The sequence below is a fragment of the Bacillus zhangzhouensis genome, from assembly GCF_000715205.1.
In the GTDB taxonomy this organism is placed as follows: Bacteria; Bacillota; Bacilli; order Bacillales; family Bacillaceae; genus Bacillus; species Bacillus zhangzhouensis.
Genome location: NZ_JOTP01000028.1, coordinates 13823 through 35085, shown reverse-complemented (window position 1 = coordinate 35085; position 21263 = coordinate 13823). Strand labels below are relative to the sequence as shown.

Genomic DNA, 21263 nt, shown 5'->3' with positions numbered 1-21263 from the left:
GATTTGTTTTTAATTTATTTTTGTTAACTTGTTGGATTATTATTAGTAAATTGCAAATAGAGTTATTGTAAAAAGCGATAGGACTCCATCGCTTTTATTTACAATAGCCATTCATAATGATTTTGAAACGTGGTTGAATGTTAAAAGGGCAGAACCACCATCTTCATATCTCATGTAGCCGTTTCAGCTGAAAAGAATGCGACTCTTTTAATTTTCTATATGCTAAAGGTGTCGTATTTTTTATTCTTTTAAAAACACTAATAAAATAGCTTGTACTGTTGAAGCCTACTTGGTAGGCGATTCCTGGTAGGTTTAAATTCGTCTCTTGAAGCAAGATGAGGCTTTGTTGAATTCTATACTCATTGACATAATGCAGGGGTGATTTGTTTAGAATATCTTTGTAGTATCTGCAGCATTCAGAGCGGCTTAGCTGTCCTGCATGAGAGATATCTCGAAGAAGTACTTTTTCAAGATAATGCTGATAAATCCATATGAGCATGTGTTTCGTACGTTCATTTTTATGGTGTTTACTGCATTATGTTTCATTGTTGAATGGTTTGAATACATTGAAAGATATGTTTTGACCTTTACGTTGAATAGAATATACGGTGTTTGACTCACCTGCATATAACGATGAACGAACGTGGTGAATCATTCATTGGCTGTGATGAAATGAGAAGAAACGTTTAAACAAATATATGAACATGTCGTTCCATTGGCGTCTTTTGCCATGCCACTGTTGATAAATACACCGTCTCCTTCCTTTATAGATAAAGTGTCTTCATTGATGTGAAATTCAGCCTCGCCCTCTAAAATAAAGACAAATTGAAATTCGTCATGCCAGTGGAGAGGGGGACAGCTAGTATTGTATATATGATTTTATTCATGACACTGTATCAGCTCAAAAAACAGAAGAAGGGTGAGTGTTCATAGAAGGAGCAAAAGAGAGACCTAGATTTGGCTTGAGGTAATGGGAGTTCTTAGAAGAATTGATGGAAATGAAATATATATAAAGTGAACTATTAGATCATGATAACTACCTATTTAAATAAATGGGTAGTTTCTCAATTTGTATGTCTTTCTTATGTTGAGTCATGATTGCTTCTGAAACCTACCATATGCTAGACAACAGAGTCGAACATATGGCTTAAAAAATGGACTATTTCGTATGACTAGAATAAGCGCAATAAAAACAACCATTAAAATCAGTGTCATTCGTCATTTTTTTGGCTTCTTCAATGGCACTTTCACCATTCATGTGCAGACCAATCAATGTACGGCTTGAAGCATCTCCTAGAAACGCACAATCTTCTGTATGTACAACATACTGTCCATGATCATCTTTTGAATGAATAAAATAATAACTTTTTAGCATACCCCTCACCTCCAACCTGACCATCCTACTATAAAACTTCCAATAATGTAAAGAATTTTTATTAAAATTGTTGCTATTTTATACACAATCATGTTGTTTTAAACACAATAAAATGGTTGATAAAGTAAATAAAGTTATATAATGTATATAAGAGGTTTGATCAGTGTACATAATAAAAGAAAGGACTGTTTATCTTGAAAGATATTTTAACTCCTTTATTGGTCGCATTTGTCGTTGGAGGCATTGTGTATGTGGTAGATGATCAGCCCATTCATCCTTTTCTTCTCATCCTTTTCTTCTCTTCCTTATCCTATTTATTAGTATTTATGCAGTCGAAAGAATCGTTCATTTTGCTTCCAATCATTTCGATGAACAGAATAAGTAAGCGTCGTTTGTGTTTCAGCAATGAAAAAAGGACTTTCTATAGGAGAAAGTCCTTTTTGCTTCATTTATTGAACTCCTTGGCCTTTTAATTCACGCTGTACATCTAACTCGGCAGCTTCTCTGCTGAATTTTGGCAGTGTAATGAAGTAAAAAAGGAAGACGAGTAAAATAATCATGCCCATTCCGTAATAAATATAAGAAATATTTGTCACGAGCTTTGGAAATAGTACCGCGATTAAACCTAACGTCATTGATTGGGCAAACATAGTAAGCGGATCAACCCATCCTGACACACGTCCCATGAGACGAGGGTGGACGATTCTCGGCAGCCAGCCGCCAATGACAATGTTGATTGGACCGATGCACGTTCCAATGACAAATGATGTAACATAAAATAACCACAATGTATGGGTAGAACCAAGTACAAAAATAAGAATGCCTGCAATCAGAATTGGAATCGACATGAGATATTGCATCTTTACCTTTTTAGCGAGGACAGAGCCCATTACGCTTCCAACAAGAAGCCCTGCACCGATCGCGATCGTAAAGAATGATGTATGCAATTCAAAGTGATCTGGTGAAAGACCATATTTCATTGTAAACATTGGAAGGACTGCAAATGCGCCATTGACAAGACCGAAAACAAAGAAGCCAAAAATTAAGGAAGCCAGTAATTTATTTTTTAAAATATAAATAATGCCTTCTTTAAAATCCTTAAGAGACGTTTTAATCGTCATACTTCTCCAGCCTGCTTGTCCATTTGGCTGACGCGCTTCCATTGGAATGTTACATGAACGAATCAGGATGCCGGAAATAATAAAACTGATCAAATCGATCGTAATGGCACCATGAAGACCAATGGTTTTATACGTAATAGCACCGATTCCAACACCAAACACCATAAATAAACTAAATAGCATTTGATTTAAGCCAGCGGCTTTTGCGTATTGATCTTTATTTAAAATCGCCTGTACGAGAGATGCTTCAGCTGGATAGAAGAACTTCGTAACGGCACTTCGTATAAACAAGATCAAGAAAATAAGTGGAAGTGAATTAAAATAAATGACGATAAATAAAACAATCGTCAGCCCAGCTCGTATCCAATCACAATTCTCTGCGACTTTTTTACGATCAAAACGGTCTGCGACCACACCGACCATAAAAAAGACAAAGATGGTAGGTAGTGAATACATTAACTCTGCCAATGTGGCGTAGGCGGGCTGTTGACTAAAATGGTCGAGCAAATAAAAGGCAAACGCCATATTGCCTACTGTTGTCCCCATTTGCGAGGCAAGTGCTGCAAAAAAGAGACGAACAAAATTTCTGTTTTTAAAAATATCCATAATTACGCTCCTTAACCTGAAGATCCCACTTTATATCATATAAAATTTTAACCATTCATACAATTGATTTCTCCTACTGGCTAATGGTCACAGGTGTTCCATTTGGAACGAGTGAAGCAAGTTCGATGACATTCTGATTATACATGCGAATGCACCCTCTAGAAACAGCTTTACCAATTGAAGAAGGGTTATTCGTACCGTGAATGCCATAATGGATTTTCGAAAGGCTCAGCCAATAGGCGCCAAAGGGACCTCCTGGGTTTGGCTGTCTGTTGACAATATAATAAGAACCTGTCGGTGTCATATTTAATATTTTTCCTGTTGCAATCGGGTACGAGCGAATGAGCTGTGATCCAGAAAACAAAACGAGACGTTTCATTGAAATCGAAACAGAGATGCGGTAAGGGATCGTGCTAGGATCCGGTAACCCTGGAATAATGATGACCTCATTTTGTACTGGCTCGCGAGCCTGAAGTGACGGATTTGCAGCCTTTAAGGCATCTGTCGTTGTTCGAAAATCAAGCGCTATAGAAGCAAGTGTTTCTCCACTTTTCACCGTGTATCGTAGCACCAAAGGACACTCCTTTTGCTCAAATAAAAGAAGCCATGATGCCCGTCACCGATATACTATATGGACGGAATCAGGCCCAGTAAGGTTTCTCCTAACATTTGTCATGAGAAATATCTTTGATTATACATATGCAAGAAAGGGCGGTTTGGCTTCTGTTTACACATGAGATGTTAATGTGAAATAGGTTAATTCAGGTTTGGCTAAAAACCGAAGTGGCAGTCTTGTTGTCCCGAGTCCGCGGTTGACATAGATGCGGTGCTGATAGCTGCCGTATAAACCTTCTACATATGTATGGCCATAAGGTGCTGTGAGAATTGGTCCATAAAAAGGAAGCTGTATTTGACCGCCATGCGTATGCCCAGAGAGCTGCAAGTTAATGGGCGTGGCGTTCAGTTCTAGTGCAGCATCAGGCTCATGTACGAGCAGTAAAGTAAATAAATCAGAGGATACTTCCCGTTTGATGAGGTCGTAATCTGGCACGCTCATCATGAGGTCATCCAGTGTAGCGATCTGAATGTGCACACCTTCTTTTTCTAAAAGAAACACATCATTTTTACATAATGTAAATCCACAAGCTTCCATCGTTTCTTCATAAAGCTCCACGCCAAATGGTCCGTAGTCATGGTTTCCACATATCGCCAGCTTACCAAACGGAGCATGAAGTTTAGTCAAATAAGCTTTGGCTTTTTCATGTTCTTCAATTGATGCTTGAAAATCAACAAGATCACCTGTGAACACAATGAGGTCTGGAGATTCAGCATTGATTTTCTGGACGACGGCTTCTAGATCCTTAGCAGGAAATGTATCACTTAAATGAACATCACTAAATTGGGCAATTTTAAACTGATCAAATGAAGCTGGAAGCTGAGCATCTTGAATGGTCAGTGACACGGCATCAATTATGTGCGGCTCGATGTATCTGGCATAGCCATATCCACATGTTGTAGCCAAAAAGCCTAAAATACTCGCACCAGCTGCTCCTTTTAAAAACTGTCTGCGGGAAAGTTGCTTCATATAAGACTCCTTTAAAAATAAAATTAAGTATAGCATGATCTGTGTTAAATCTCCCATATGGTGCATGGAGGGGAAATCATGATATGATAGGGAAATAATGAATGAATAGCCATTCAAATTATACAAAGGGGGAGAACAAATGACGAAACAAACAGTGATTGTCACAGGAGGATCTAATGGGATGGGGAAGGCGATGGCTACCCATTTGGCACTAGGAGGCTGGAATGTTGTGATTACTGGAAGAACAGAAGAAACGTTGGAAAAGACCGCAAATGAAATCAAGCAGAAAGGTGGATCGGTTGCTTACTTCCAAATGGATGTGCGAAACCCAGAGGATGCTGATCAAATGGTAAAGTTTGCTGTGGATACTTTTGGTGATGTTGATGCGCTCATCAACAATGCGGCGGGGAATTTTTTGGTCCCGGCAGAAAAGCTGTCTCCTAACGGCTGGAAAGCGGTCATTGATATTGTGTTAAATGGCACATTTTTTTGCAGTCATGCAATGGGCAATTACTGGATTCGTCAAAAGAAAAGGGGAAGTATGATCAACATGGTAGCCACTTATGCATGGGGTGCTGGTGTAGGTGTGGCGCATTCAGCAGCAGCAAAGGCAGGTGTTCTGTCTCTTACTCGAACGCTTGCAGTAGAATGGGGAAAGCAATACCGAATTCGCGTCAATGCGATTGCACCAGGACCAATTGAGAGAACAGGCGGTGCTGATAAACTGTGGGAATCTGAAGAGGCAGCGCAAAGAACTTTAGATAGTGTCCCTCTTGGCAGACTGGGCACACCAGAGGAAATTGCAGAGCTTGCGGCCTTTTTATTATCTGAACATGCGTCTTATATTAATGGAGATTGTATCACGATGGATGGAGGTCAATGGCTCAACCAATCACCATTTTGAATGACCGTGTAAGACCTGCTTTTGATGTGGTATAATCACACAAAGAGAGAAGCAGGTGATGAAAATGGTCGATCCATTGGATATTTTAACGAATATTGAAGATGTTTTCCCGCACTATCAAGCGATCTTCAGTGCGGAAGAGCAAAAAGTGATAGGCTATGAAATTCTAGGAAGAATGAAGCTTGAGTCTGAAACGGTTAGCCTAGGCTCCTTCTTTACGGATTCATCTATTCCTGACGAATATAAATTGGAAGTAGATCAAAAAGTACTGAGTCAAGCACTTGATCTCTTCACAACGGCTGATGAAGATTTGCTCATTTTTATTAATTATGATGCCAATGTCCTTATGCTTGATCATGGCGAAAGCTTTTTAGCGTTTTTAAAGGAATATGAAGCAAGAGGCATTCAGCTTAACCGGTTTGTCATTGAATTTACTGAACATACGTTTAGCGGCGACATTGAACAGCTTTACCATACGTTAACGTATTATCGTACATATGGGATCAAAATCGCCGTATCTAATATAGGAAAAGAAAGCAGTAACCTTGACCGGATTGCCCTGCTTTCACCCGATCTATTAAAAATAGATTTACACGCATTAAGGGCATCCGCACCTTCCCCTTCCTATGAGTATGTCTTGTATAGCATTTCCTTGCTTGCAAGAAAAATAGGAGCGGCCTTAATTTATGAGGACATTGAAGCAAATTTTCAGCTGCAGTATGCATGGAGAAATGGCGGGAGATATTTTCAAGGGTTCTATCTGCATGAGCCTACGGCGGAATTAATCGACCGTAACAAACGAAAAGATCAACTTAGAGAAGAATTTCAACAATTTATTGCCCATGAGAAAAAGAAACTTCAAGCTGTTTACGAACATTCTGAAACATTTTATAAACGAATTCACCAAGCTGTCACGACCTTAAAAAAATCATGCAGCACAAATGATGAACTCATACAAAAACTGGCACTCGAACTAACAGATTGCAGCTTTCGGATTTATATGTGTAATGAGGAAGGCTTTCAAATCACTGGAAATGTGTTTAAAAAAGAAGAAGAATGGCTATTTCAGCCGGAGTATATAGAGAAAAACTGGAGCTGGCGCCCTTATTTCCTAGCGAATATTCTTCAAATGAGAATTAGCGGGAAAGGGTTTTTCAGCGATATTTACAGTGATTTAGAAACCGGGGAGCGAATACGAACGTTTTCTTATCCGTTAGAGGGAGACATGTATTTGTTTATAGATCTTCCATATGCCTATCTATATGAGCAAGATGGATTAATTTAAAAGCAGCCAGAGCGGCTGCTTTTTTTTGATAGAAAAAAGAAATAAAAAAATGGTTGACAATGAAACTGATAATCATTATCATTTAGTTATAGAGAGAAGCTACTCTCTGTTCCCCAACCCCTCTATCAGATCAAGATCCAAAAAACTTGGCGCTACCCCCGCCAAGTTTTTTTTGTGCTTCAATCTTTTCCTTTATGCATAGGACATCCCAAATCCTCCATACATCTTAAGTGATGATAGTTAGACGGTAGGAGGGAAAAGTCATGATCAAACGTGACAAGCGGCTGCTGATTGATTTGCCAAGACCAGATCACCCAGATGCAAATGGGGCCGCTGCTGTGCAAGAATTACTCGGCGGGAAATTTGGTGAAATGTCCACATTAAATAATTATATGTTTCAATCCTTTAACTTTAGAGGGAAACGAAAACTCAAACCGTTTTATGACCTCGTATCAAGTATTACAGCTGAAGAATTTGGTCATGTAGAGCTTGTGACAACGGCTGTGAATCTCATGATTACCGGGACCACCCATGGCGGAGATCCAGATACGACACCGATGAAGGCGGCTGTCGATAAGCGAAATACACAGCATTTCATTCAAACGGCACAAACAGGCTATCCGTTTGATTCAATGGCAAAACCTTGGACAGGAGAGAATGTGTTCTCAAGTGGTAACCTGATTCTTGATCTTCTTCATAATTTCTTTCTTGAATGCGGGGCTCGTACGCATAAAATGCGTGTATATGAAATGACGGATCATCCTACGGCAAGAGAGATGATCGGATATTTACTTGTAAGGGGCGGTGTGCATGTTGTGGCATATGCAAAAGCGCTTGAGGTAGCCACAGGAGTAGATGTAGGGAAGATGCTGCCGATTCCAAACCTCGATAACAAATATTTTGACTCTGCGAGAAAATTTGAAGATCAAAATATGCATACGAAGCTGTACACGTTTAGTGATACGGATTACAAGGATATCAATAAAATTTGGAAAGGCAGCCATCCGATTGATGGAAAGCCGCTGACAGTCATTGAGGGCACCCCGCAAGGTGCACCTGTACCAGATTATAGAGAATTACCGGAAGAGTTTGCCCCGGGCATTTCAAAAGAGGATTTTGACGAAATTGCCAAACGGCTCATGAGATCTGCCGGTTTATAAAAAACATCGTGTATGAGATGAGAAAAAAGACTCAAAATAAAAAAACAGATTCTTTTTCTTTTTTTGAATTCAAGAGGAAAAATATCATCTGAGAACACTTTATGGTATGATGCTTTGTAGGACTTGTGTATAATCAATACGGGTTCATCTTGAGTTGTTTTTTGAAAGGAGTCTTTTTTTAGAATGTCACAATTAATGGGTATCATTACAAGGCTGCAAAGTCTTCAAGAGACAGCAGAAGCTGCAAACGAGCCGGCACAGCGTTATTTCGAAGTGAACGGTGAGAAAATCTGTAGTGTTAAGTATTTCGAAAAGAATCAAACGTTTGAATTGACTGTTTTTCAACAAGGGGATAAGCCAAACACTTTCCCGTTTGACAACATTGATATGATTTCGATTGAAATTTTTGAGCTTCTACAATCCTAAGCTGAATCTTATGAAATGTTTTTTCTAAGGATTCCTTCGTTTATTGCGGCAATATACACTTGTCATCATAGGTGATGTACAAATGGAAGATGATCAATCAGCGCATTTTTCGGATAAGAGACCATTAAAAAGGAGTTCCTTTCTGTGAGTGATTCTTTTTTCTACAATCTTTCTGAAGATGATTTAGCGTTTTCTGATGTCGTCATGAGAATGAAAGACTTTATTCGAAAAGACCCTAGATCCGTCTATGTGTTATCAATTGGTACGGATTCTCAGGTTAATCAGAATGTCACAAAATTTATGACTGCAATTCATCTTCACCGGGTTGGCAAAGGAGCTTGGGGCTGTCTCACACAACAAGTGATCAGCAGGCCTGTGCAAAGTCTTAGAGAAAAAATTTCATTAGAGACAGCGTTTAGCCAAAAGGTATGTGCAGACATCCTGGAGGGTCCTTTAACAGAACTGATGGATTTGCTTCTTCCGTTTGCTGAGGAAGGGGCAGACCTCCGTTTTGAAGCCCATCTAGATATTGGCAAAAAAGGAAGTACGAAAGAGCTGATTCAGGAAATGACCGGAATGATCACAGCTATGGGAATTGAAGCAAAAATAAAACCCGACTCATATGCAGCATTTTGCTATGCCAATCGATACACAAAATAAATTCCGTCATTTTTCTCCAAACCTTGTCGAAACGTGCGGTTGACGATTCGATTCTAGTTCCTTATTCTAGCTGTATAGAGAGGAAGCAGACATTCAAAAGCCTGCTAATCAATATAAAAGCATATATGAAACAGGGGGCCTGATGTTGAATGAGCGTCATCGAAAATCGTTTTAATGAAGAAGAGAAAAAGCTATTATTAAACGTATTGCTGAATCAGGAATATGCTGTCGAATTACTAAGCAGTGAGATCAATGATATAGAATGTGGGACAAAAAATGTCGACGACAATACGTATAAGCAATTGATCACATTGTATGACAGAGTAAGGTTTGAGAATTAATATCGGTTTAACATTCTATTAGATACTCGAGGCTGAGTATCTTTTTTATGCAGAAAAAATCTTTCGACAAATTTCGTTTTAGTTTATGCTTAATATGAAAAGGGAATGTATGATTGATGATCGAGAGAAAAGGGGTCGAAGAAACATGATAGAGATAGAACCGACTCAATTACTTGAGTCAACAGTAGCCGAGCATATGATTGATGCAGATAAAGTGGCACATGTTCAAATTGGAAATAATCTAGAGCATGCCCTCTTGGTCCTGACAAAAACAGGATATACAGCCATACCCGTATTAGATGCTTCTTATCATCTACACGGGTTAATTGGAACGAATATGATCATGGATAAAATCTTTGGTTTAGAACGAATTGAATTCGAGAAACTGGACCAATTGAAGGTAGAAGAGGTCATGTTAACAGATATTCCAAGACTCAAAACGACTGATCCTGTGCTAAAAGGTGTTCACGCTGTGACGAATAATGGATTTGTTTGTGTAGTAAATGAGGAGCAAGTATTTGAAGGAATTTTTACTCGACGTGTTGTATTAAAGCGCTTAAATGAGGTCATTCATTCCGCAAAAAAATGAGCTGAAGCCCAGCTTATTTTTTTTTGCCTTCATAAGTTAAAGTTTATATAATGATCATATGGAATAAGAAAAACTTATAGAGGGAAAGGGGACGCCCATGCAGCTTCAGGAGTTACATATGCTTGTTGTGCTAAGTGAAGAATTGAATATGAGAAAGGCTTCGGAGCGGCTCTTTGTCTCTCAGCCTGCATTATCTCAAAGGTTGCAAACGATCGAAAAGGAATGGGGAACTAAAATCTTTTTTCGTTCACAAAAAGGGCTGACCGTGACTTCAGCAGGTGAACAGATTATCCAGTTTGCAAAAGAGGTCACGACGGAGCAAGATCGTGTGAGAGAGAGAATCGATGAGCTTGAAGGAGAAATTCATGGCACACTCAAGCTTGCGGTTGCGTCCATTATTGGACAGCACTGGCTGCCAAAGGTGTTAAAGCGGTATGTCGAAAAATATCCAAATGCCAAAGTATCACTCGTCACCGGCTGGAGTAGTGAAATGCTCAAAAGTTTGTATGAAGACCATGTGCACATTGGGATTATTCGTGGAAACCCTGATTGGAAGGGGACAAAAGAATATTTGATGACAGATCATTTATATTTAGTTGATTCCGTAATCCAGGATGTGGATGAGTTAATTGAGACAGAACGACCGTTTATTCAATTTAAAAGCGACAGCACCTATTATCAGGAAATCCAGCACTGGTGGCACCAAAAATTTAAAGTGTCCCCAAAGCAGACGATTCTTGTGGACCAAATTGAGACATGTAAACAAATGGCTTATCATGGCATCGGTTATGCCATTTTGCCTTCTGTCACCTTATATGACCACGAAAAAAGTGTTCATAAAACCCCGCTCGTTGATGTAAATGGAGAGCAAATCGGACGTGACACATGGCTTCTAGGCTATGAAGCGTCTTTTCAGTTAAAACAGGTTCAAGCATTTGTTGGTGTGGTGAAAGAAATGCTTGAAAGTGATGCGGTGTAAGTACCTTCTGAAATTAGGAGGTGCTTTTTTTATGAAATCATTTGACAATGAAAATCATTATCATTTAAAGTGTACATATAATAATTGAAAATGATTATCATTTAGATGAGGTGACCAATAAATGAAAGCACTAATTGCATTTGCGAGTATGTCTGGCAATACGGAAGATATGGCAGCGATCTTAAAGCAAACACTTGAAGGAAAAGGGATAGATACAGAAATGATGGAATTTGATGATACGAGCGCAGAGGATCTTTCTTCATACGATTATGTATTGATCGGTTCTTATACATGGGGTGATGGAGATTTACCTTATGAAGCAGAGGATTTTTATGAAGAGGTCTCAACTCTCGAACTTAGTGACATTAAAGCGGCTGTATTCGGATCTGGTGATTATAGCTATCCGAAGTTTTGCGAGGCTGTTCATACATTCCATGACATGCTGCAATCAACCGGTGCCTCCGTTTTTCCTGAAACATTGAAAATGGAGCTTGCACCAGATACAGATGAAGATGTGGCGTGCTGTCAAGAATTTGCTACCAGCTTTTTAACGTGGGCCTCTTTGTCTGAGAAACGAGTTGAAAATCATGTTTCATAAAGGAGCGACGGCCGTTGCTGCATCTAAAAGTGGCGGATACTTTGTCGCTGTAAAACGAGAAGGTATTTTTCACTATAGTGTTGAGAGCGGGTGGCAGCAACTGTTTAAGCTCAAGCATAAAATTCATGCCATCAGCTATATTGGGCCTTATTTATTTGGTGTTGGTGAGAATGGAACAGTGATCAGGTCAGGAGATGAGGGCAATACGTGGGCGCTATCATCATTTCCAACAAATGCAGTCGTTTGGTCTATTACAGGACGTAAAGATGGATTTGTGTGTGCCCATGGAAAGCACAGTATCTATGTGTCAAATGATTTCGGGATTTCCTGGGAAATTATGAAGCCATTTGCTCATGTGAATCATCCTCCTGTCATTCGCTCTTTATGTGTTGCTGGTGATCACCTTTATATTGGAACACAGATTCATGAGGTTCATGGGGGAATATGGGTGTATGACTTGGAGAGTGAACAGATTTTTCTACTAAACAGAGAAGAGCACCGAATGACAGCTTCTATGCTGCTCTGTCAGGATCATCTTCTTGTCTGTGCGTTAGGCTCAAAAAAAGGCAAAAAAGGCTCTGTTCAAATTTTAGACTTACATACAAATATTCTACATGATATTCAATCACAAGCCTTCGCTAGAGAAGAATCGTTTTTGGATGTATCAGAGGATAATGGCATTGTTTATGTGACCACCTCACAAGACGAACACGGGTTTTCTAAAGTGTATCAGCTTGATATAGAGCAAAAAGAGCTCAAATGGTTTGATACGATCAAAGGACACGGTTTTCGTGTTGCCAATCAAAACGAAAATTTTTTCTGCGCGGGTTTATATGAAAGCAAGTTTGTCAGGCCATATGAGGAGCCTGCGCTGATTCATTGATAAGGAGGAAGAAAAAGTGACGGAAAAGGTTTTATTGGTGTATGCCACGATGTCTGGGAACACAGAAGCAATGGCTGATTTAATTGAAAAAGGATTAAAGGATGCAGGAGCTAGCGTGGACCGACATGAAGCGATGGATATTGATGCCGAGCTTCTTAATGATTACTCGCACATTATGTTAGGTGCGTATACATGGGGAGATGGTGATCTTCCAGATGATTTTATTGATTTATATGAAGAAATGGAAGAGCTTGATTTAACGGGAAAAGCGTTTGCTGTATTCGGTTCCGGAGATACATCATATGAGCATTTTTGCGGAGCTGTTGACTTAATCGAAGAAAAAGTGAAGGAGCTTGGTGGTGATATTGTCCTGCCATCAGTCAAAATTGAGCTGAATCCAGAAGGAGACGAAGAAGAGGAATTGATTTCTTTTGGCAAACAATTTGTTCATCTTCACCAGCAAGAAGCGGGATAATCGGGCCCGCTTGTTTTATTTGCCAATGGGAAGACAATTCTTTCACTTGTCATTAAAACTCTCCTTTGGTACAGTAATGAAGTATAAATTAAGAGGAGGACATACATACATGAAGCAAATGGACGCTAATGAAATTATTTCATTTATTCAAAATAGTACTAAATCAACACCTGTCAAAGTCTATATCAAAGGAAACTTGGAAGGTATTGAATTTGGTGAACAGGCAAAAACGTTCATCACTGGCAACACAGGTGTTGTCTTCGGTGAGTGGAGTGAAATTCAGGAAGCTTTAGCATCAAACAAAGACAAAATTGAAGATGTTGTCGTGGAAAATGACCGCCGCAATTCTGCGATTCCTATGTTAGACTTGAAAAATATTAAAGCACGTATTGAACCAGGTGCAATCATTCGTGATCAAGTTGAAATCGGTGATAATGCAGTCATCATGATGGGTGCTTCTATTAATATCGGTTCCGTGATCGGTGAAGGTACGATGATTGACATGAACGTGGTGCTTGGTGGCCGCGCGACAGTAGGTAAGAACTGTCATATCGGTGCTGGATCTGTTCTTGCAGGTGTCATTGAGCCACCATCTGCTAAACCAGTCGTCGTAGAAGATGATGTTGTCATCGGTGCGAACGCTGTTGTTTTAGAAGGCGTAACAATTGGTAAAGGAGCGGTTGTAGCAGCAGGTGCGATCGTTGTCAACGATGTTGAGCCTTACACAGTTGTAGCAGGTACACCTGCAAAGAAAATCAAAGACATTGATGAAAAAACAAAAGGTAAGACTGAAATCAAACAAGAACTGCGTCAGCTTTAATTCATACAATTCGCAGCAGAAGACATAGACGTGGATGATATATCCACGTCTTATTCGTATATTGGAAAGGAAGCGAGTTCACTTGTTAAATCGTGAGCAATTAATATCCATTCGAAGAGATTTACACCAAATTCCCGAGCTTGGTTTCCAAGAATTTAAAACACAAGCGTATCTCATCAAGCATCTCGATATGTATTCAAAGGATCGAGTAGAGATTGAAACATGGCGGACTGGGCTTTTTGTGAAAGTGAAAGGAACAAATCCCGCGCGTGTATTTGCTTATCGTGCAGATATGGATGGTCTATCTATTCCTGAGGAAACTGGGTATCCATTTCAATCTGTGCATGAAGGGAAAATGCATGCATGTGGACATGATCTTCATATGACCATTGCCCTTGGTATTATCGATCATTTCGTTCATCAGCCAATCAAAGAAGATATCCTATTTATTTTTCAACCAGCAGAAGAAGGACCAGGCGGGGCTGAACCGATGCTTGCAAGTGATGTCCTGAAAAAGTGGACGCCAGACTTTATTACAGCGCTGCATATTGCACCTGAATATCCAGTTGGAACGATTGCAACAAAGCCCGGGCTATTATTTGCCAATACGAGTGAACTTGTAATTGATCTAGAAGGAAAAGGGGGACATGCTGCTTACCCTCATTTAGCGAATGATATGGTTGTCGCTGCAAGTGCACTTGTAGGTCAGCTGCAATCTGTCATTTCTCGTAATGTCGATCCTCTGGATAGTGCAGTGATTACAGTCGGAACGATTACGGGAGGAACTGCTCAAAATATCATTGCTCAGCATGCCAAACTTGACGGAACCATTCGCACGCTCTCACCAGAGTCTATGGAAAAGGTGAGAAAGCGAATTGAAGCGCTAGCAAAAGGAATTGAAATTGGCTACGAATGCAAGGCAACAGTTCGATACCCTTCATCTTATTACGAAGTGGACAATTCAAAGGACCTGACAGAAGAATTTATGTCATATGTAGCCAAAGAAGGGCTTGCGAATGTGATTGAATGTAGAGAAGCCATGACAGGAGAAGATTTTGGCTACATGCTGAAAAAATATCCTGGCTTCATGTTTTGGTTGGGGGTAGATTCAGAATATGGTCTGCACCATGCAAAACTCATGCCTAATGAAAAGGCCATCGAAACGGCTGTAAATGTCATGACGGCTTATTTTAAAAAGCAAGCCGGTGAATGAATAATCGTGCCGCCTCCTGTAAACCTTATGAACAGGAGGTGTTCTTGATTATGACAAGAATTGGTGTAGAACCATCTTTATCCGATGTAGAAGAACTTTTGAAGCAAAAAGGGTATGACGTCGTACGTATTCAAAATGAACAACAAATGGATCAGTGCGACTGCTATGTGGTGACAGGACTAGATTCAAATGTTCTTGGCATTTCAGACACAACAACAAAGGCATCCATCATTACAGCATCAGGTATGACAGCTGATGAAATTTGTCAAGAAGTAGAACAGCGTGTTCAATAAAACGAGAAAAAGAACCGGTAGATTATGATCCCGGTTCTTTTTGTTTTTTGTTTATATCAAGTACTTCTTTCATTTTTTTGCGTAGAATTCGTTCTACCCGCCACTGCTCCATTGTTTCGGTTTTCGCAATGATACGCAGCACGAGGGAAGACGAACCGAACGCCTCCACACCGACCACTTGAGGTCCTTCAATAATCTGAGGTGTTTCTGCCCGTACCTCATCACAGGCTGCTTGTAAGGCTGTAATCATCTGATCCACATTTTCATCTGGAGATAACTCGATATCAACGAGTGCCTGCATGGTCCCTCTTGAATGGTTACTAACATTCAGTATGCTTCGATTTGGAATGAAGTGAAGGGTACCATCAAAGCTTCGAAGCTGTGTTGTTCTAAGTCCGATTTGTTCTACGATGCCATCAAAGCCTGCAACCGTGATATACTCGCCTACATCGAATTGTTTTTCTAATAGAATAAAGAAGCCTGTCACAATATCACTTACTAGTCCTTGTGCGCCAAAACCGATTGCAAGCCCAACGACACCTGCGCCAGCTAGCAAAGCAGTCGGATTATAATGAAATAAGTCGAGGATCATGACAACTAGAATAAAAATCAATAAGTAGGCGAAGATATTTAACGTCAGACCTTGCAGCGTCTGAGCTCTTGATAAAGAGACTTCGTGTTTCTTAGAGAATTTATCATAGGCACGCTTAATCAACTTGTTTCCTATGGCTCTGATGACAAAATAAATCATAAAAATAGCGATTAATTTTAGCAAAATTATACTGCTATTGAGGATGATGGAAACCCAATCTACTTGTTCAAATGCTCTCACGATCTTCAAAACCTTTCTATGTATGCTCTAAAAGAGAAGCTAATCATTTGTTCCCTCCTGCAAGTCATGTTAAACTTTTGTTAGTTGGAGCGAGAGATTGTGACAAATCGTTAATTAAATTTATTATTAATTAATATTGACTAAAAATCGCTTAAGTATTATAATTATATTTGTGAAGTTATTAACTAAATGAGAATTTCATCTTTTGATTCTCATTTTATATACAGCTAAGAAGTCTGTATAAAGATATTATTTTATGGAGGGATTTACATATGGCAGAGCGTTTTGTAGGAAAACAAGCTCCACGTTTTGAAATGGAAGCAGTACTTGCTAACAAGGAATTTGGTAAAGTAAGTTTAGAGGAAAACATCAAGAATGACAAATGGACAGTTCTTTTCTTCTATCCAATGGATTTCACATTTGTTTGCCCAACTGAAATTACGGCAATGAGCGATCGTTATGATGAATTCGAAGACTTAGATGCAGAAATCATTGGTGTATCTACTGATACAATCCATACGCATCTTGCTTGGATCAACACAGATCGTAAAGACAATGGTCTAGGTGAATTAAAATACCCACTAGCTGCTGACACAAACCACACAGTATCTAGAGAATACGGCGTTTTAATTGAAGAAGAAGGAATTGCACTTCGCGGGCTATTCATTATTAACCCAGAAGGCGAACTTCAATATCAAACCGTATTCCACAACAATATCGGTCGTGATGTAGATGAGACATTACGTGTTCTTCAAGCATTACAAACTGGTGGACTTTGCCCAGCGAACTGGAAGCCTGGTCAAAAAACACTTTAATTGATAGCTGAAGAAACAGGAGGGTCTAACTGATGTTAGACCTTTTTGTTTCGACACATACAATGGATGGAGGCGCTTCATAATGAAATTACGTCAACCAATGCCAGAACTAACTGGTGCAAAAGAATGGTTAAATGGAGAAGTAACAAAAGAAGATCTAATTGGTGATAAACCAACATTGATTCATTTCTGGTCAGTTAGCTGTCATCTTTGTAAAGAGGCAATGCCTCAAGTCAATCAATTCCGTGATGAATACAAGGATCAACTAAACGTCGTGGCTGTGCATATGCCGCGTTCAGAGGATGATCTGGATCTAGAAAAAATCAAAGAGGTTGCGAAAGAGCATGAAATCACACAGCCAATCTTTGTGGACAGTGATCATCAATTAACAGAAGCCTTTGAAAACGAATATGTACCTGCGTATTATGTATTTGATAAAACAGGTGCTTTACGTCACTTCCAAGCTGGCGGAAGCGGTATGAAAATGCTGGAAAAACGTGTCAATCGAGTTCTATCTGAGTCTGAAAAGGCTGCAGAATAGGCTTTTCCCCCATGAATGGGGGTTTTTTCATGGGCAAAAACAGGCGACATATTGGACTAGATGGACTTTTCATGTAGGTGTTATTCCTAAGAAAAGAGAAAATGAGGGAGTTTATTAAAAAATATCTTTGAAATAAAAAGGTATTACGACCTATTTACATTTTTATTTTGAAATGAAAATGTAAAGATTTTAACTTTTTACTATTCAGAACGTTTTTGCACAAAAGAAATTTCAGTTTGGTAAATAACTATATAAATCAAGTAGTAGAAGCGTTTATTCAAATTTTTTACAATATTTTAAAGTTTGTCAAAAGCCTATAGTGGCAATGAACTGGGTGCCGAATTTTCCTCTTTGGCAAAATTTTAGTTGAAAATACCTATCTGTTAGCAAACTGTAAAATGATAAAAAAATAGTTGATAAAATTAGTTTTCTAATCTAATATTTACTATAGAATATTTTTTATATGATGAGGGGGAAATCCATTGTTTAATGAGAGGGAAGCGTTACGTTTACGATTGGAACAACTAAATGAAGCAGAAGTAAAGGTCATTCGTGAATATCAAATTGAACGAGATGCGATTTATGCAAAATTAAGAGAATTAGACCGTCAAGGAACAGGTCTAGTGACAGATACAAAAAAAGAAGTGCGTACAGAGAGAAAAACGGATTCACTGCCTGTATTAGCTGAGCTAGCTGCACAAGAAATGAGAAGCTACCAGCAGCCGGCGCCATCACAATCAAACGCTACATCACCTTTAGGAACAGGTCAGCTAAACGGTGCACCTGTAGGTATTCCTGAAGGAACTACAAGACGCAGAAGAGGCACAGCTCGACCTGGTTCAAAGGCAGCTAAGCTTCGTGAAGCTGCGATCAAAACGTTAAAGCGTCATAATGCGGCAATTAAAAGCTCAGAGCTTCAAAAAGAGATTGAAAAAGAGAGCGGTCTTGAAATTCCAAATATGACCACGTTTATGCAAAGCTTAATTAAAATGTATCCTGAAGTGAAGAAGCCTTATCGCGGACAGTATATTTTAGAAGGCGACATTCAAACAGAAGACGAATAAATAAAAAAGAAACTGCTGGGCGTAAAAGCCGGCAGTTTTTTTATTTTTTACATCATGAGCTGATCACTTCTTTTGATCAACTGTATAGACAATCTTTCGTTCTTTAGGCATGTGGTCACGCTGTTTCTTGAATCCTTCGATTTTCACTGTCATAACCTCCCCGTTACGCTGCACCGCATCGACTTGTGCCTGGAGGGTTTGAACTTGTTCGTTTAGTTTTTTCAAAATAGGTTCAATTTCTTCCGTTGTTTGCAGGATACGATCTGGTGAGAAAGGCTCGCTGTTTGTTTGAGTTGACTGGTCAATATCAGCAAAATGAGCTGCGATCCATTCCTCGCTTTCTGCTAACTGTTTTTGATAGCTTGTGAGCGCTTCATAAAAAATCGCTTCCTTTGCCTTTTCAATTTGCAGTAATTTTTCTTGTGTTTCATAAAAACGTTCCTGAAGATGCCTGACGCCTTCCTGTAATAAATAGAGCTCTGCGTTTTTATCGCTTAGTGTTTGCTGCAGCTTTTCAATCACAGCTGATAATGTATTTCCTTTCTTCTCCTCTTTTGAAAGCAGCTTATCTTGATCCTGTAACCGTTCAGTTAATTGTTGAGAGATTTCCTTATATTTTACAACTTTCAAATGCAGCCGGTGCTTTTCTTCTGTTTCTTTTCTTCTATGATAGGTTTCCTTTTGCAGCATCTCATGGAGAAGGACCATTTTATGTAATAATTCTGATTTGCTATAGGAGAGATCCTGTATTTTAGAGGCAGCATCGCCTTGATCAATGGTCATTTCCTCCAATTGTTGTTTTAATTCAGTGAAATCCTTTTTCATCTCATGATATTCTTGAGTTAACTTCTTATTTTTAGAATACGTATATGTGGACTGTAAATCAGAAATCATTTGTTGATATTTGGCAGTTTCAGCTTTTAAATATAAATTCTCTTGAGATAGATCATGGAATAGGGGAGAAGCATGGCGCCGGTTCATAGGTAGACCCTCCTTATTCATGTTACCAATAAAGTATGCGAAATGAGTGTAAATAGAACAACCATATCAAAGGGGATGGGATGATGAGCGTAGTGAATGTGATATTAGCTGGAGGAGCTTCCAGACGTTTTGGAGAGCCAAAGGCAAGTCATGTGTATCAAGGAAAACCACTGTATGAGCATGTTAAAAAGCAGCTATTGGATGCACAAACCATCATCATCAGTCATCCAGCGCTTTTGCCTTTTTTCAAAGCAAGAGGTGAACAAGCTGTCTGGTTAGATGATGAACAGATGCGCGGGTGCGGGCCGCTTGCCGGCATGTATACCGCTATGCAAAAGCAAGATGCGGACTGGTATTTGGTGACTGCATGTGATATGCCTTTCATACGAAAAGAGACAGCCGAGGTATTATCGTCCTATTGCAACGAGCATGTAGATGCCGTTGTCCCGTTTGTGCAGGGCAGATTACAACCCCTGTTTGCGCTTTATCACCGCCGCTGTCTGCCGTTTATTCACGCGTGTTTAAAAGAGAATCAATTAGCGATCAAAGACTTGCTTCAAAAGCTCAAGGTGCGCGTTGTTCCAGAGGACGAACTCAACGTGACATCAAATGAATTTCACAATATCAATAAAAGAAGCGATTTACCTGAAAACGGTATGATATGATACATAAAAACGAGGAGGAGAGAACAACATTGAAGGAGCGATATTCAAGACAAATCTTGTTCCCTCCGGTAGGGGAAAAAGGCCAGCAGGCATTGGCTGCAAGTCATGTCCTGATCGTTGGAGCTGGTGCACTTGGAACTGCATCTGCTGAAGGGCTTGTCCGGTCTGGAATCGGCACTTTGACAATTGTAGATCGTGATTATGTAGAGTTCTCAAATTTACAGCGGCAGCAGCTCTATACGGAACATGATGCAAAGGCACATGTGCCAAAAGCGATTGCGTCAAAAAAACGTCTCCAAGAGATCAACCATGAAGTGACCATACACGCCCTTATTGAAGATGCTGGGGCTGAGCTATTAAGACCATTATTTCAGAGAGCGGATATCGTCATTGATGCGACAGATAATTTTGAGACAAGAATGGTGATGAATGATTTATCACTAGAAACGAAGACGCCGTGGATATATGGTGCCTGTGTGAGCAGTCAGGGGATGTATATGACCATACTGCCGGATAAAACGCCTTGTTTATCATGTGTTTTCACAGCAATGCCTGTTGGTGGTCTGACGTGTGATACAGCGGGGATTATTTCACCTGCTGTTCAAATGGTCTCTGCTTATCAGCAAACAGAGGCACTAAAATATTTAACTGGGCATGAAGATCAAATCGAGCAGAAGTTTGTCACATTTGATCTATGGCAGTCCACATCGTTTAAAATGGATTTATCTCGTACTAAGCAGCAGGACTGTCCATCTTGCGGCACGAAAAGAACCTACCCATATTTACACGATCAGCGTAAAAAAACGACGGTCCTCTGCGGGCGAGACACAGTTCAAATCGTGTCAAAGGATTTAGCGAATCTATCATTTGAGTATTTGAAAGAACGTCTGTCGTCTATTTGTGAGGTGGAAGTGAACGATTTTTTAATCCATGTACGCTATGAAACATACCGTATTGTCTGTTTCAAAGGAGGACGTGCATTAATCCATGGGACAAATGATGAAAAAGTAGCAAATTCATTACTAGCAAGACTGCTAGGCATATAGGAGTGA

General features: G+C 39.6%; 27 protein-coding genes and 1 pseudogene. 19 read left to right on the top strand and 9 right to left on the bottom strand.

Annotated features, from left to right (window positions below; genetic code table 11):
- Nucleotides 1-163: 163 nt before the first annotated feature.
- The 7 genes and pseudogenes from BA70_RS20685 to BA70_RS16225 all read right to left on the bottom strand — a co-directional run.
- A pseudogene (locus BA70_RS20685) lies at nt 164-520 on the bottom strand (helix-turn-helix transcriptional regulator); the annotation flags it as partial.
- A 131-nt stretch (nt 521-651) separates the two neighbouring features.
- A complete protein-coding gene (locus BA70_RS20680) occupies nt 652-873 on the bottom strand; it encodes a cupin domain-containing protein (RefSeq protein WP_420834686.1) in 222 nt (73 codons plus the stop codon).
- A 286-nt stretch (nt 874-1159) separates the two neighbouring features.
- Nucleotides 1160-1375, bottom strand: coding sequence for a hypothetical protein (locus tag BA70_RS16240; protein WP_034324450.1), 216 nt, complete (start codon nt 1373-1375; stop codon nt 1160-1162).
- A 317-nt stretch (nt 1376-1692) separates the two neighbouring features.
- On the bottom strand, nt 1693-1824 hold the full coding sequence (locus BA70_RS20855) for a hypothetical protein (protein WP_275574594.1): 132 nt from the start codon (nt 1822-1824) through the stop codon (nt 1693-1695).
- Nucleotides 1825-3102, bottom strand: coding sequence for an MFS transporter (locus tag BA70_RS16235; RefSeq protein WP_034324448.1), 1278 nt, complete (start codon nt 3100-3102; stop codon nt 1825-1827). It lies immediately after the preceding gene.
- Between the two features lie 73 nt (nt 3103-3175).
- A complete protein-coding gene (locus tag BA70_RS16230) occupies nt 3176-3673 on the bottom strand; it encodes a L,D-transpeptidase family protein (protein WP_034324445.1) in 498 nt (165 codons plus the stop codon).
- 156 nt (nt 3674-3829) lie between these two features.
- Complete coding sequence (locus tag BA70_RS16225) at nt 3830-4687, bottom strand: metallophosphoesterase (RefSeq protein ID WP_034324442.1); 858 nt, start codon at nt 4685-4687, stop codon at nt 3830-3832.
- A 139-nt stretch (nt 4688-4826) separates the two neighbouring features.
- Between BA70_RS16225 and fadH the strand changes: the two genes are divergently transcribed.
- From fadH to BA70_RS16155, 14 genes are all read left to right on the top strand, one after another.
- The gene (gene fadH / locus BA70_RS16220) at nt 4827-5591 is read left to right on the top strand and encodes a 2,4-dienoyl-CoA reductase (RefSeq protein ID WP_034324440.1); all 765 of its coding nucleotides are present in this window, start codon (nt 4827-4829) and stop codon (nt 5589-5591) included.
- 64 nt (nt 5592-5655) lie between these two features.
- On the top strand, nt 5656-6876 hold the full coding sequence (locus BA70_RS16215) for an EAL domain-containing protein (RefSeq protein ID WP_034324455.1): 1221 nt from the start codon (nt 5656-5658) through the stop codon (nt 6874-6876).
- A gap of 263 nt (nt 6877-7139) precedes the next feature.
- Nucleotides 7140-8036 carry a manganese catalase family protein gene (locus BA70_RS16210; protein WP_034324437.1) on the top strand — a complete coding sequence of 299 codons (897 nt, stop codon included), beginning with the start codon at nt 7140-7142 and terminating at the stop codon, nt 8034-8036.
- A gap of 183 nt (nt 8037-8219) precedes the next feature.
- A complete protein-coding gene (locus tag BA70_RS16205; RefSeq protein ID WP_003212254.1) occupies nt 8220-8462 on the top strand; it encodes a YkuJ family protein in 243 nt (80 codons plus the stop codon).
- A gap of 144 nt (nt 8463-8606) precedes the next feature.
- Entirely contained in the window at nt 8607-9122 is a 516-nt protein-coding gene (locus BA70_RS16200; RefSeq protein ID WP_034324435.1) for a ribonuclease H-like YkuK family protein, read from the top strand.
- 149 nt (nt 9123-9271) lie between these two features.
- Nucleotides 9272-9463 carry an antirepressor AbbA gene (gene abbA / locus BA70_RS16195; RefSeq protein WP_003210802.1) on the top strand — a complete coding sequence of 64 codons (192 nt, stop codon included), beginning with the start codon at nt 9272-9274 and terminating at the stop codon, nt 9461-9463.
- A 145-nt stretch (nt 9464-9608) separates the two neighbouring features.
- Complete coding sequence (gene cbpB / locus BA70_RS16190) at nt 9609-10052, top strand: cyclic-di-AMP-binding protein CbpB (protein WP_034324432.1); 444 nt, start codon at nt 9609-9611, stop codon at nt 10050-10052.
- Between the two features lie 97 nt (nt 10053-10149).
- Nucleotides 10150-11031: a LysR family transcriptional regulator gene (locus tag BA70_RS16185; RefSeq protein WP_034324430.1), complete on the top strand. Its 882-nt coding sequence runs from the start codon at nt 10150-10152 to the stop codon at nt 11029-11031.
- Between the two features lie 121 nt (nt 11032-11152).
- Nucleotides 11153-11629: a flavodoxin gene (locus BA70_RS16180; RefSeq protein WP_034324427.1), complete on the top strand. Its 477-nt coding sequence runs from the start codon at nt 11153-11155 to the stop codon at nt 11627-11629.
- Nucleotides 11619-12512 carry a WD40/YVTN/BNR-like repeat-containing protein gene (locus BA70_RS16175; RefSeq protein WP_034324424.1) on the top strand — a complete coding sequence of 298 codons (894 nt, stop codon included), beginning with the start codon at nt 11619-11621 and terminating at the stop codon, nt 12510-12512. Before BA70_RS16180 ends, BA70_RS16175 begins: the two co-directional genes overlap by 11 nt.
- A gap of 49 nt (nt 12513-12561) precedes the next feature.
- Nucleotides 12562-12987: a flavodoxin gene (locus BA70_RS16170; RefSeq protein WP_051691180.1), complete on the top strand. Its 426-nt coding sequence runs from the start codon at nt 12562-12564 to the stop codon at nt 12985-12987.
- Nucleotides 12988-13096: 109 nt separating this feature from the next.
- The gene (gene dapD / locus BA70_RS16165; protein WP_034324420.1) at nt 13097-13807 is read left to right on the top strand and encodes a 2,3,4,5-tetrahydropyridine-2,6-dicarboxylate N-acetyltransferase; all 711 of its coding nucleotides are present in this window, start codon (nt 13097-13099) and stop codon (nt 13805-13807) included.
- 34 nt (nt 13808-13841) lie between these two features.
- Nucleotides 13842-15020 (top strand): N-acetyldiaminopimelate deacetylase, encoded by a 1179-nt coding sequence (locus BA70_RS16160; RefSeq protein ID WP_051691179.1) that lies wholly within the window; start codon nt 13842-13844, stop codon nt 15018-15020.
- 50 nt (nt 15021-15070) lie between these two features.
- Nucleotides 15071-15313 carry a YkuS family protein gene (locus BA70_RS16155; RefSeq protein WP_034324415.1) on the top strand — a complete coding sequence of 81 codons (243 nt, stop codon included), beginning with the start codon at nt 15071-15073 and terminating at the stop codon, nt 15311-15313.
- 22 nt (nt 15314-15335) lie between these two features.
- Here the strand turns inward: BA70_RS16155 and BA70_RS16150 are convergent, their stop codons facing one another.
- Nucleotides 15336-16145, bottom strand: coding sequence for a mechanosensitive ion channel family protein (locus BA70_RS16150; protein WP_034324412.1), 810 nt, complete (start codon nt 16143-16145; stop codon nt 15336-15338).
- Between the two features lie 272 nt (nt 16146-16417).
- Here BA70_RS16150 and ahpA point away from each other — a divergent pair, with 272 nt between their 5' ends.
- From ahpA to BA70_RS16135, 3 genes are all read left to right on the top strand, one after another.
- Nucleotides 16418-16960, top strand: coding sequence for a biofilm-specific peroxidase AhpA (ahpA, locus tag BA70_RS16145; RefSeq protein ID WP_007498654.1), 543 nt, complete (start codon nt 16418-16420; stop codon nt 16958-16960).
- Between the two features lie 82 nt (nt 16961-17042).
- A complete protein-coding gene (locus BA70_RS16140) occupies nt 17043-17501 on the top strand; it encodes a TlpA family protein disulfide reductase (RefSeq protein ID WP_034324409.1) in 459 nt (152 codons plus the stop codon).
- A 482-nt stretch (nt 17502-17983) separates the two neighbouring features.
- Nucleotides 17984-18565 carry a Rok-like winged helix domain-containing protein gene (locus tag BA70_RS16135; protein WP_034324407.1) on the top strand — a complete coding sequence of 194 codons (582 nt, stop codon included), beginning with the start codon at nt 17984-17986 and terminating at the stop codon, nt 18563-18565.
- Nucleotides 18566-18628: 63 nt separating this feature from the next.
- Here the strand turns inward: BA70_RS16135 and BA70_RS16130 are convergent, their stop codons facing one another.
- The gene (locus BA70_RS16130; protein WP_034324405.1) at nt 18629-19546 is read right to left on the bottom strand and encodes a coiled-coil domain-containing protein; all 918 of its coding nucleotides are present in this window, start codon (nt 19544-19546) and stop codon (nt 18629-18631) included.
- A gap of 83 nt (nt 19547-19629) precedes the next feature.
- Here BA70_RS16130 and BA70_RS16125 point away from each other — a divergent pair, with 83 nt between their 5' ends.
- The gene (locus tag BA70_RS16125) at nt 19630-20211 is read left to right on the top strand and encodes a molybdenum cofactor guanylyltransferase (protein ID WP_034324403.1); all 582 of its coding nucleotides are present in this window, start codon (nt 19630-19632) and stop codon (nt 20209-20211) included.
- A 29-nt stretch (nt 20212-20240) separates the two neighbouring features.
- Nucleotides 20241-21257 carry a thiazole biosynthesis adenylyltransferase ThiF gene (locus BA70_RS16120; protein WP_034324401.1) on the top strand — a complete coding sequence of 339 codons (1017 nt, stop codon included), beginning with the start codon at nt 20241-20243 and terminating at the stop codon, nt 21255-21257.
- Nucleotides 21258-21263: the final 6 nt, after the last annotated feature.

Excerpts from the sequence above, each read along its gene's own strand:
- BA70_RS16180 (WP_034324427.1), top strand. The coding sequence starts at position 11,153 with ATGAAAGCACTAATTGCATTTGCGAGTATGTCTGGCAATACGGAAGAT.
- abbA (WP_003210802.1), top strand. The coding sequence starts at position 9,272 with ATGAGCGTCATCGAAAATCGTTTTAATGAAGAAGAGAAAAAGCTATTA.
- BA70_RS16210 (WP_034324437.1), top strand. The coding sequence starts at position 7,140 with ATGATCAAACGTGACAAGCGGCTGCTGATTGATTTGCCAAGACCAGAT.
- BA70_RS20855 (WP_275574594.1), bottom strand. The coding sequence starts at position 1,824 with ATGAAGCAAAAAGGACTTTCTCCTATAGAAAGTCCTTTTTTCATTGCT.
- BA70_RS16240 (WP_034324450.1), bottom strand. The coding sequence starts at position 1,375 with ATGCTAAAAAGTTATTATTTTATTCATTCAAAAGATGATCATGGACAG.
- BA70_RS16225 (WP_034324442.1), bottom strand. The coding sequence starts at position 4,687 with ATGAAGCAACTTTCCCGCAGACAGTTTTTAAAAGGAGCAGCTGGTGCG.
- BA70_RS16170 (WP_051691180.1), top strand. The coding sequence starts at position 12,562 with ATGTCTGGGAACACAGAAGCAATGGCTGATTTAATTGAAAAAGGATTA.
- BA70_RS16175 (WP_034324424.1), top strand. The coding sequence starts at position 11,619 with ATGTTTCATAAAGGAGCGACGGCCGTTGCTGCATCTAAAAGTGGCGGA.
- BA70_RS16235 (WP_034324448.1), bottom strand. The coding sequence starts at position 3,102 with ATGGATATTTTTAAAAACAGAAATTTTGTTCGTCTCTTTTTTGCAGCA.
- ahpA (WP_007498654.1), top strand. The coding sequence starts at position 16,418 with ATGGCAGAGCGTTTTGTAGGAAAACAAGCTCCACGTTTTGAAATGGAA.
- BA70_RS16125 (WP_034324403.1), top strand. The coding sequence starts at position 19,630 with ATGAGCGTAGTGAATGTGATATTAGCTGGAGGAGCTTCCAGACGTTTT.
- BA70_RS16215 (WP_034324455.1), top strand. The coding sequence starts at position 5,656 with ATGGTCGATCCATTGGATATTTTAACGAATATTGAAGATGTTTTCCCG.
- fadH (WP_034324440.1), top strand. The coding sequence starts at position 4,827 with ATGACGAAACAAACAGTGATTGTCACAGGAGGATCTAATGGGATGGGG.
- BA70_RS16205 (WP_003212254.1), top strand. The coding sequence starts at position 8,220 with ATGTCACAATTAATGGGTATCATTACAAGGCTGCAAAGTCTTCAAGAG.
- BA70_RS16160 (WP_051691179.1), top strand. The coding sequence starts at position 13,842 with ATGATATATCCACGTCTTATTCGTATATTGGAAAGGAAGCGAGTTCAC.
- cbpB (WP_034324432.1), top strand. The coding sequence starts at position 9,609 with ATGATAGAGATAGAACCGACTCAATTACTTGAGTCAACAGTAGCCGAG.
- BA70_RS16130 (WP_034324405.1), bottom strand. The coding sequence starts at position 19,546 with ATGAACCGGCGCCATGCTTCTCCCCTATTCCATGATCTATCTCAAGAG.
- dapD (WP_034324420.1), top strand. The coding sequence starts at position 13,097 with ATGAAGCAAATGGACGCTAATGAAATTATTTCATTTATTCAAAATAGT.
- BA70_RS16140 (WP_034324409.1), top strand. The coding sequence starts at position 17,043 with ATGAAATTACGTCAACCAATGCCAGAACTAACTGGTGCAAAAGAATGG.
- BA70_RS16185 (WP_034324430.1), top strand. The coding sequence starts at position 10,150 with ATGCAGCTTCAGGAGTTACATATGCTTGTTGTGCTAAGTGAAGAATTG.
- BA70_RS16155 (WP_034324415.1), top strand. The coding sequence starts at position 15,071 with ATGACAAGAATTGGTGTAGAACCATCTTTATCCGATGTAGAAGAACTT.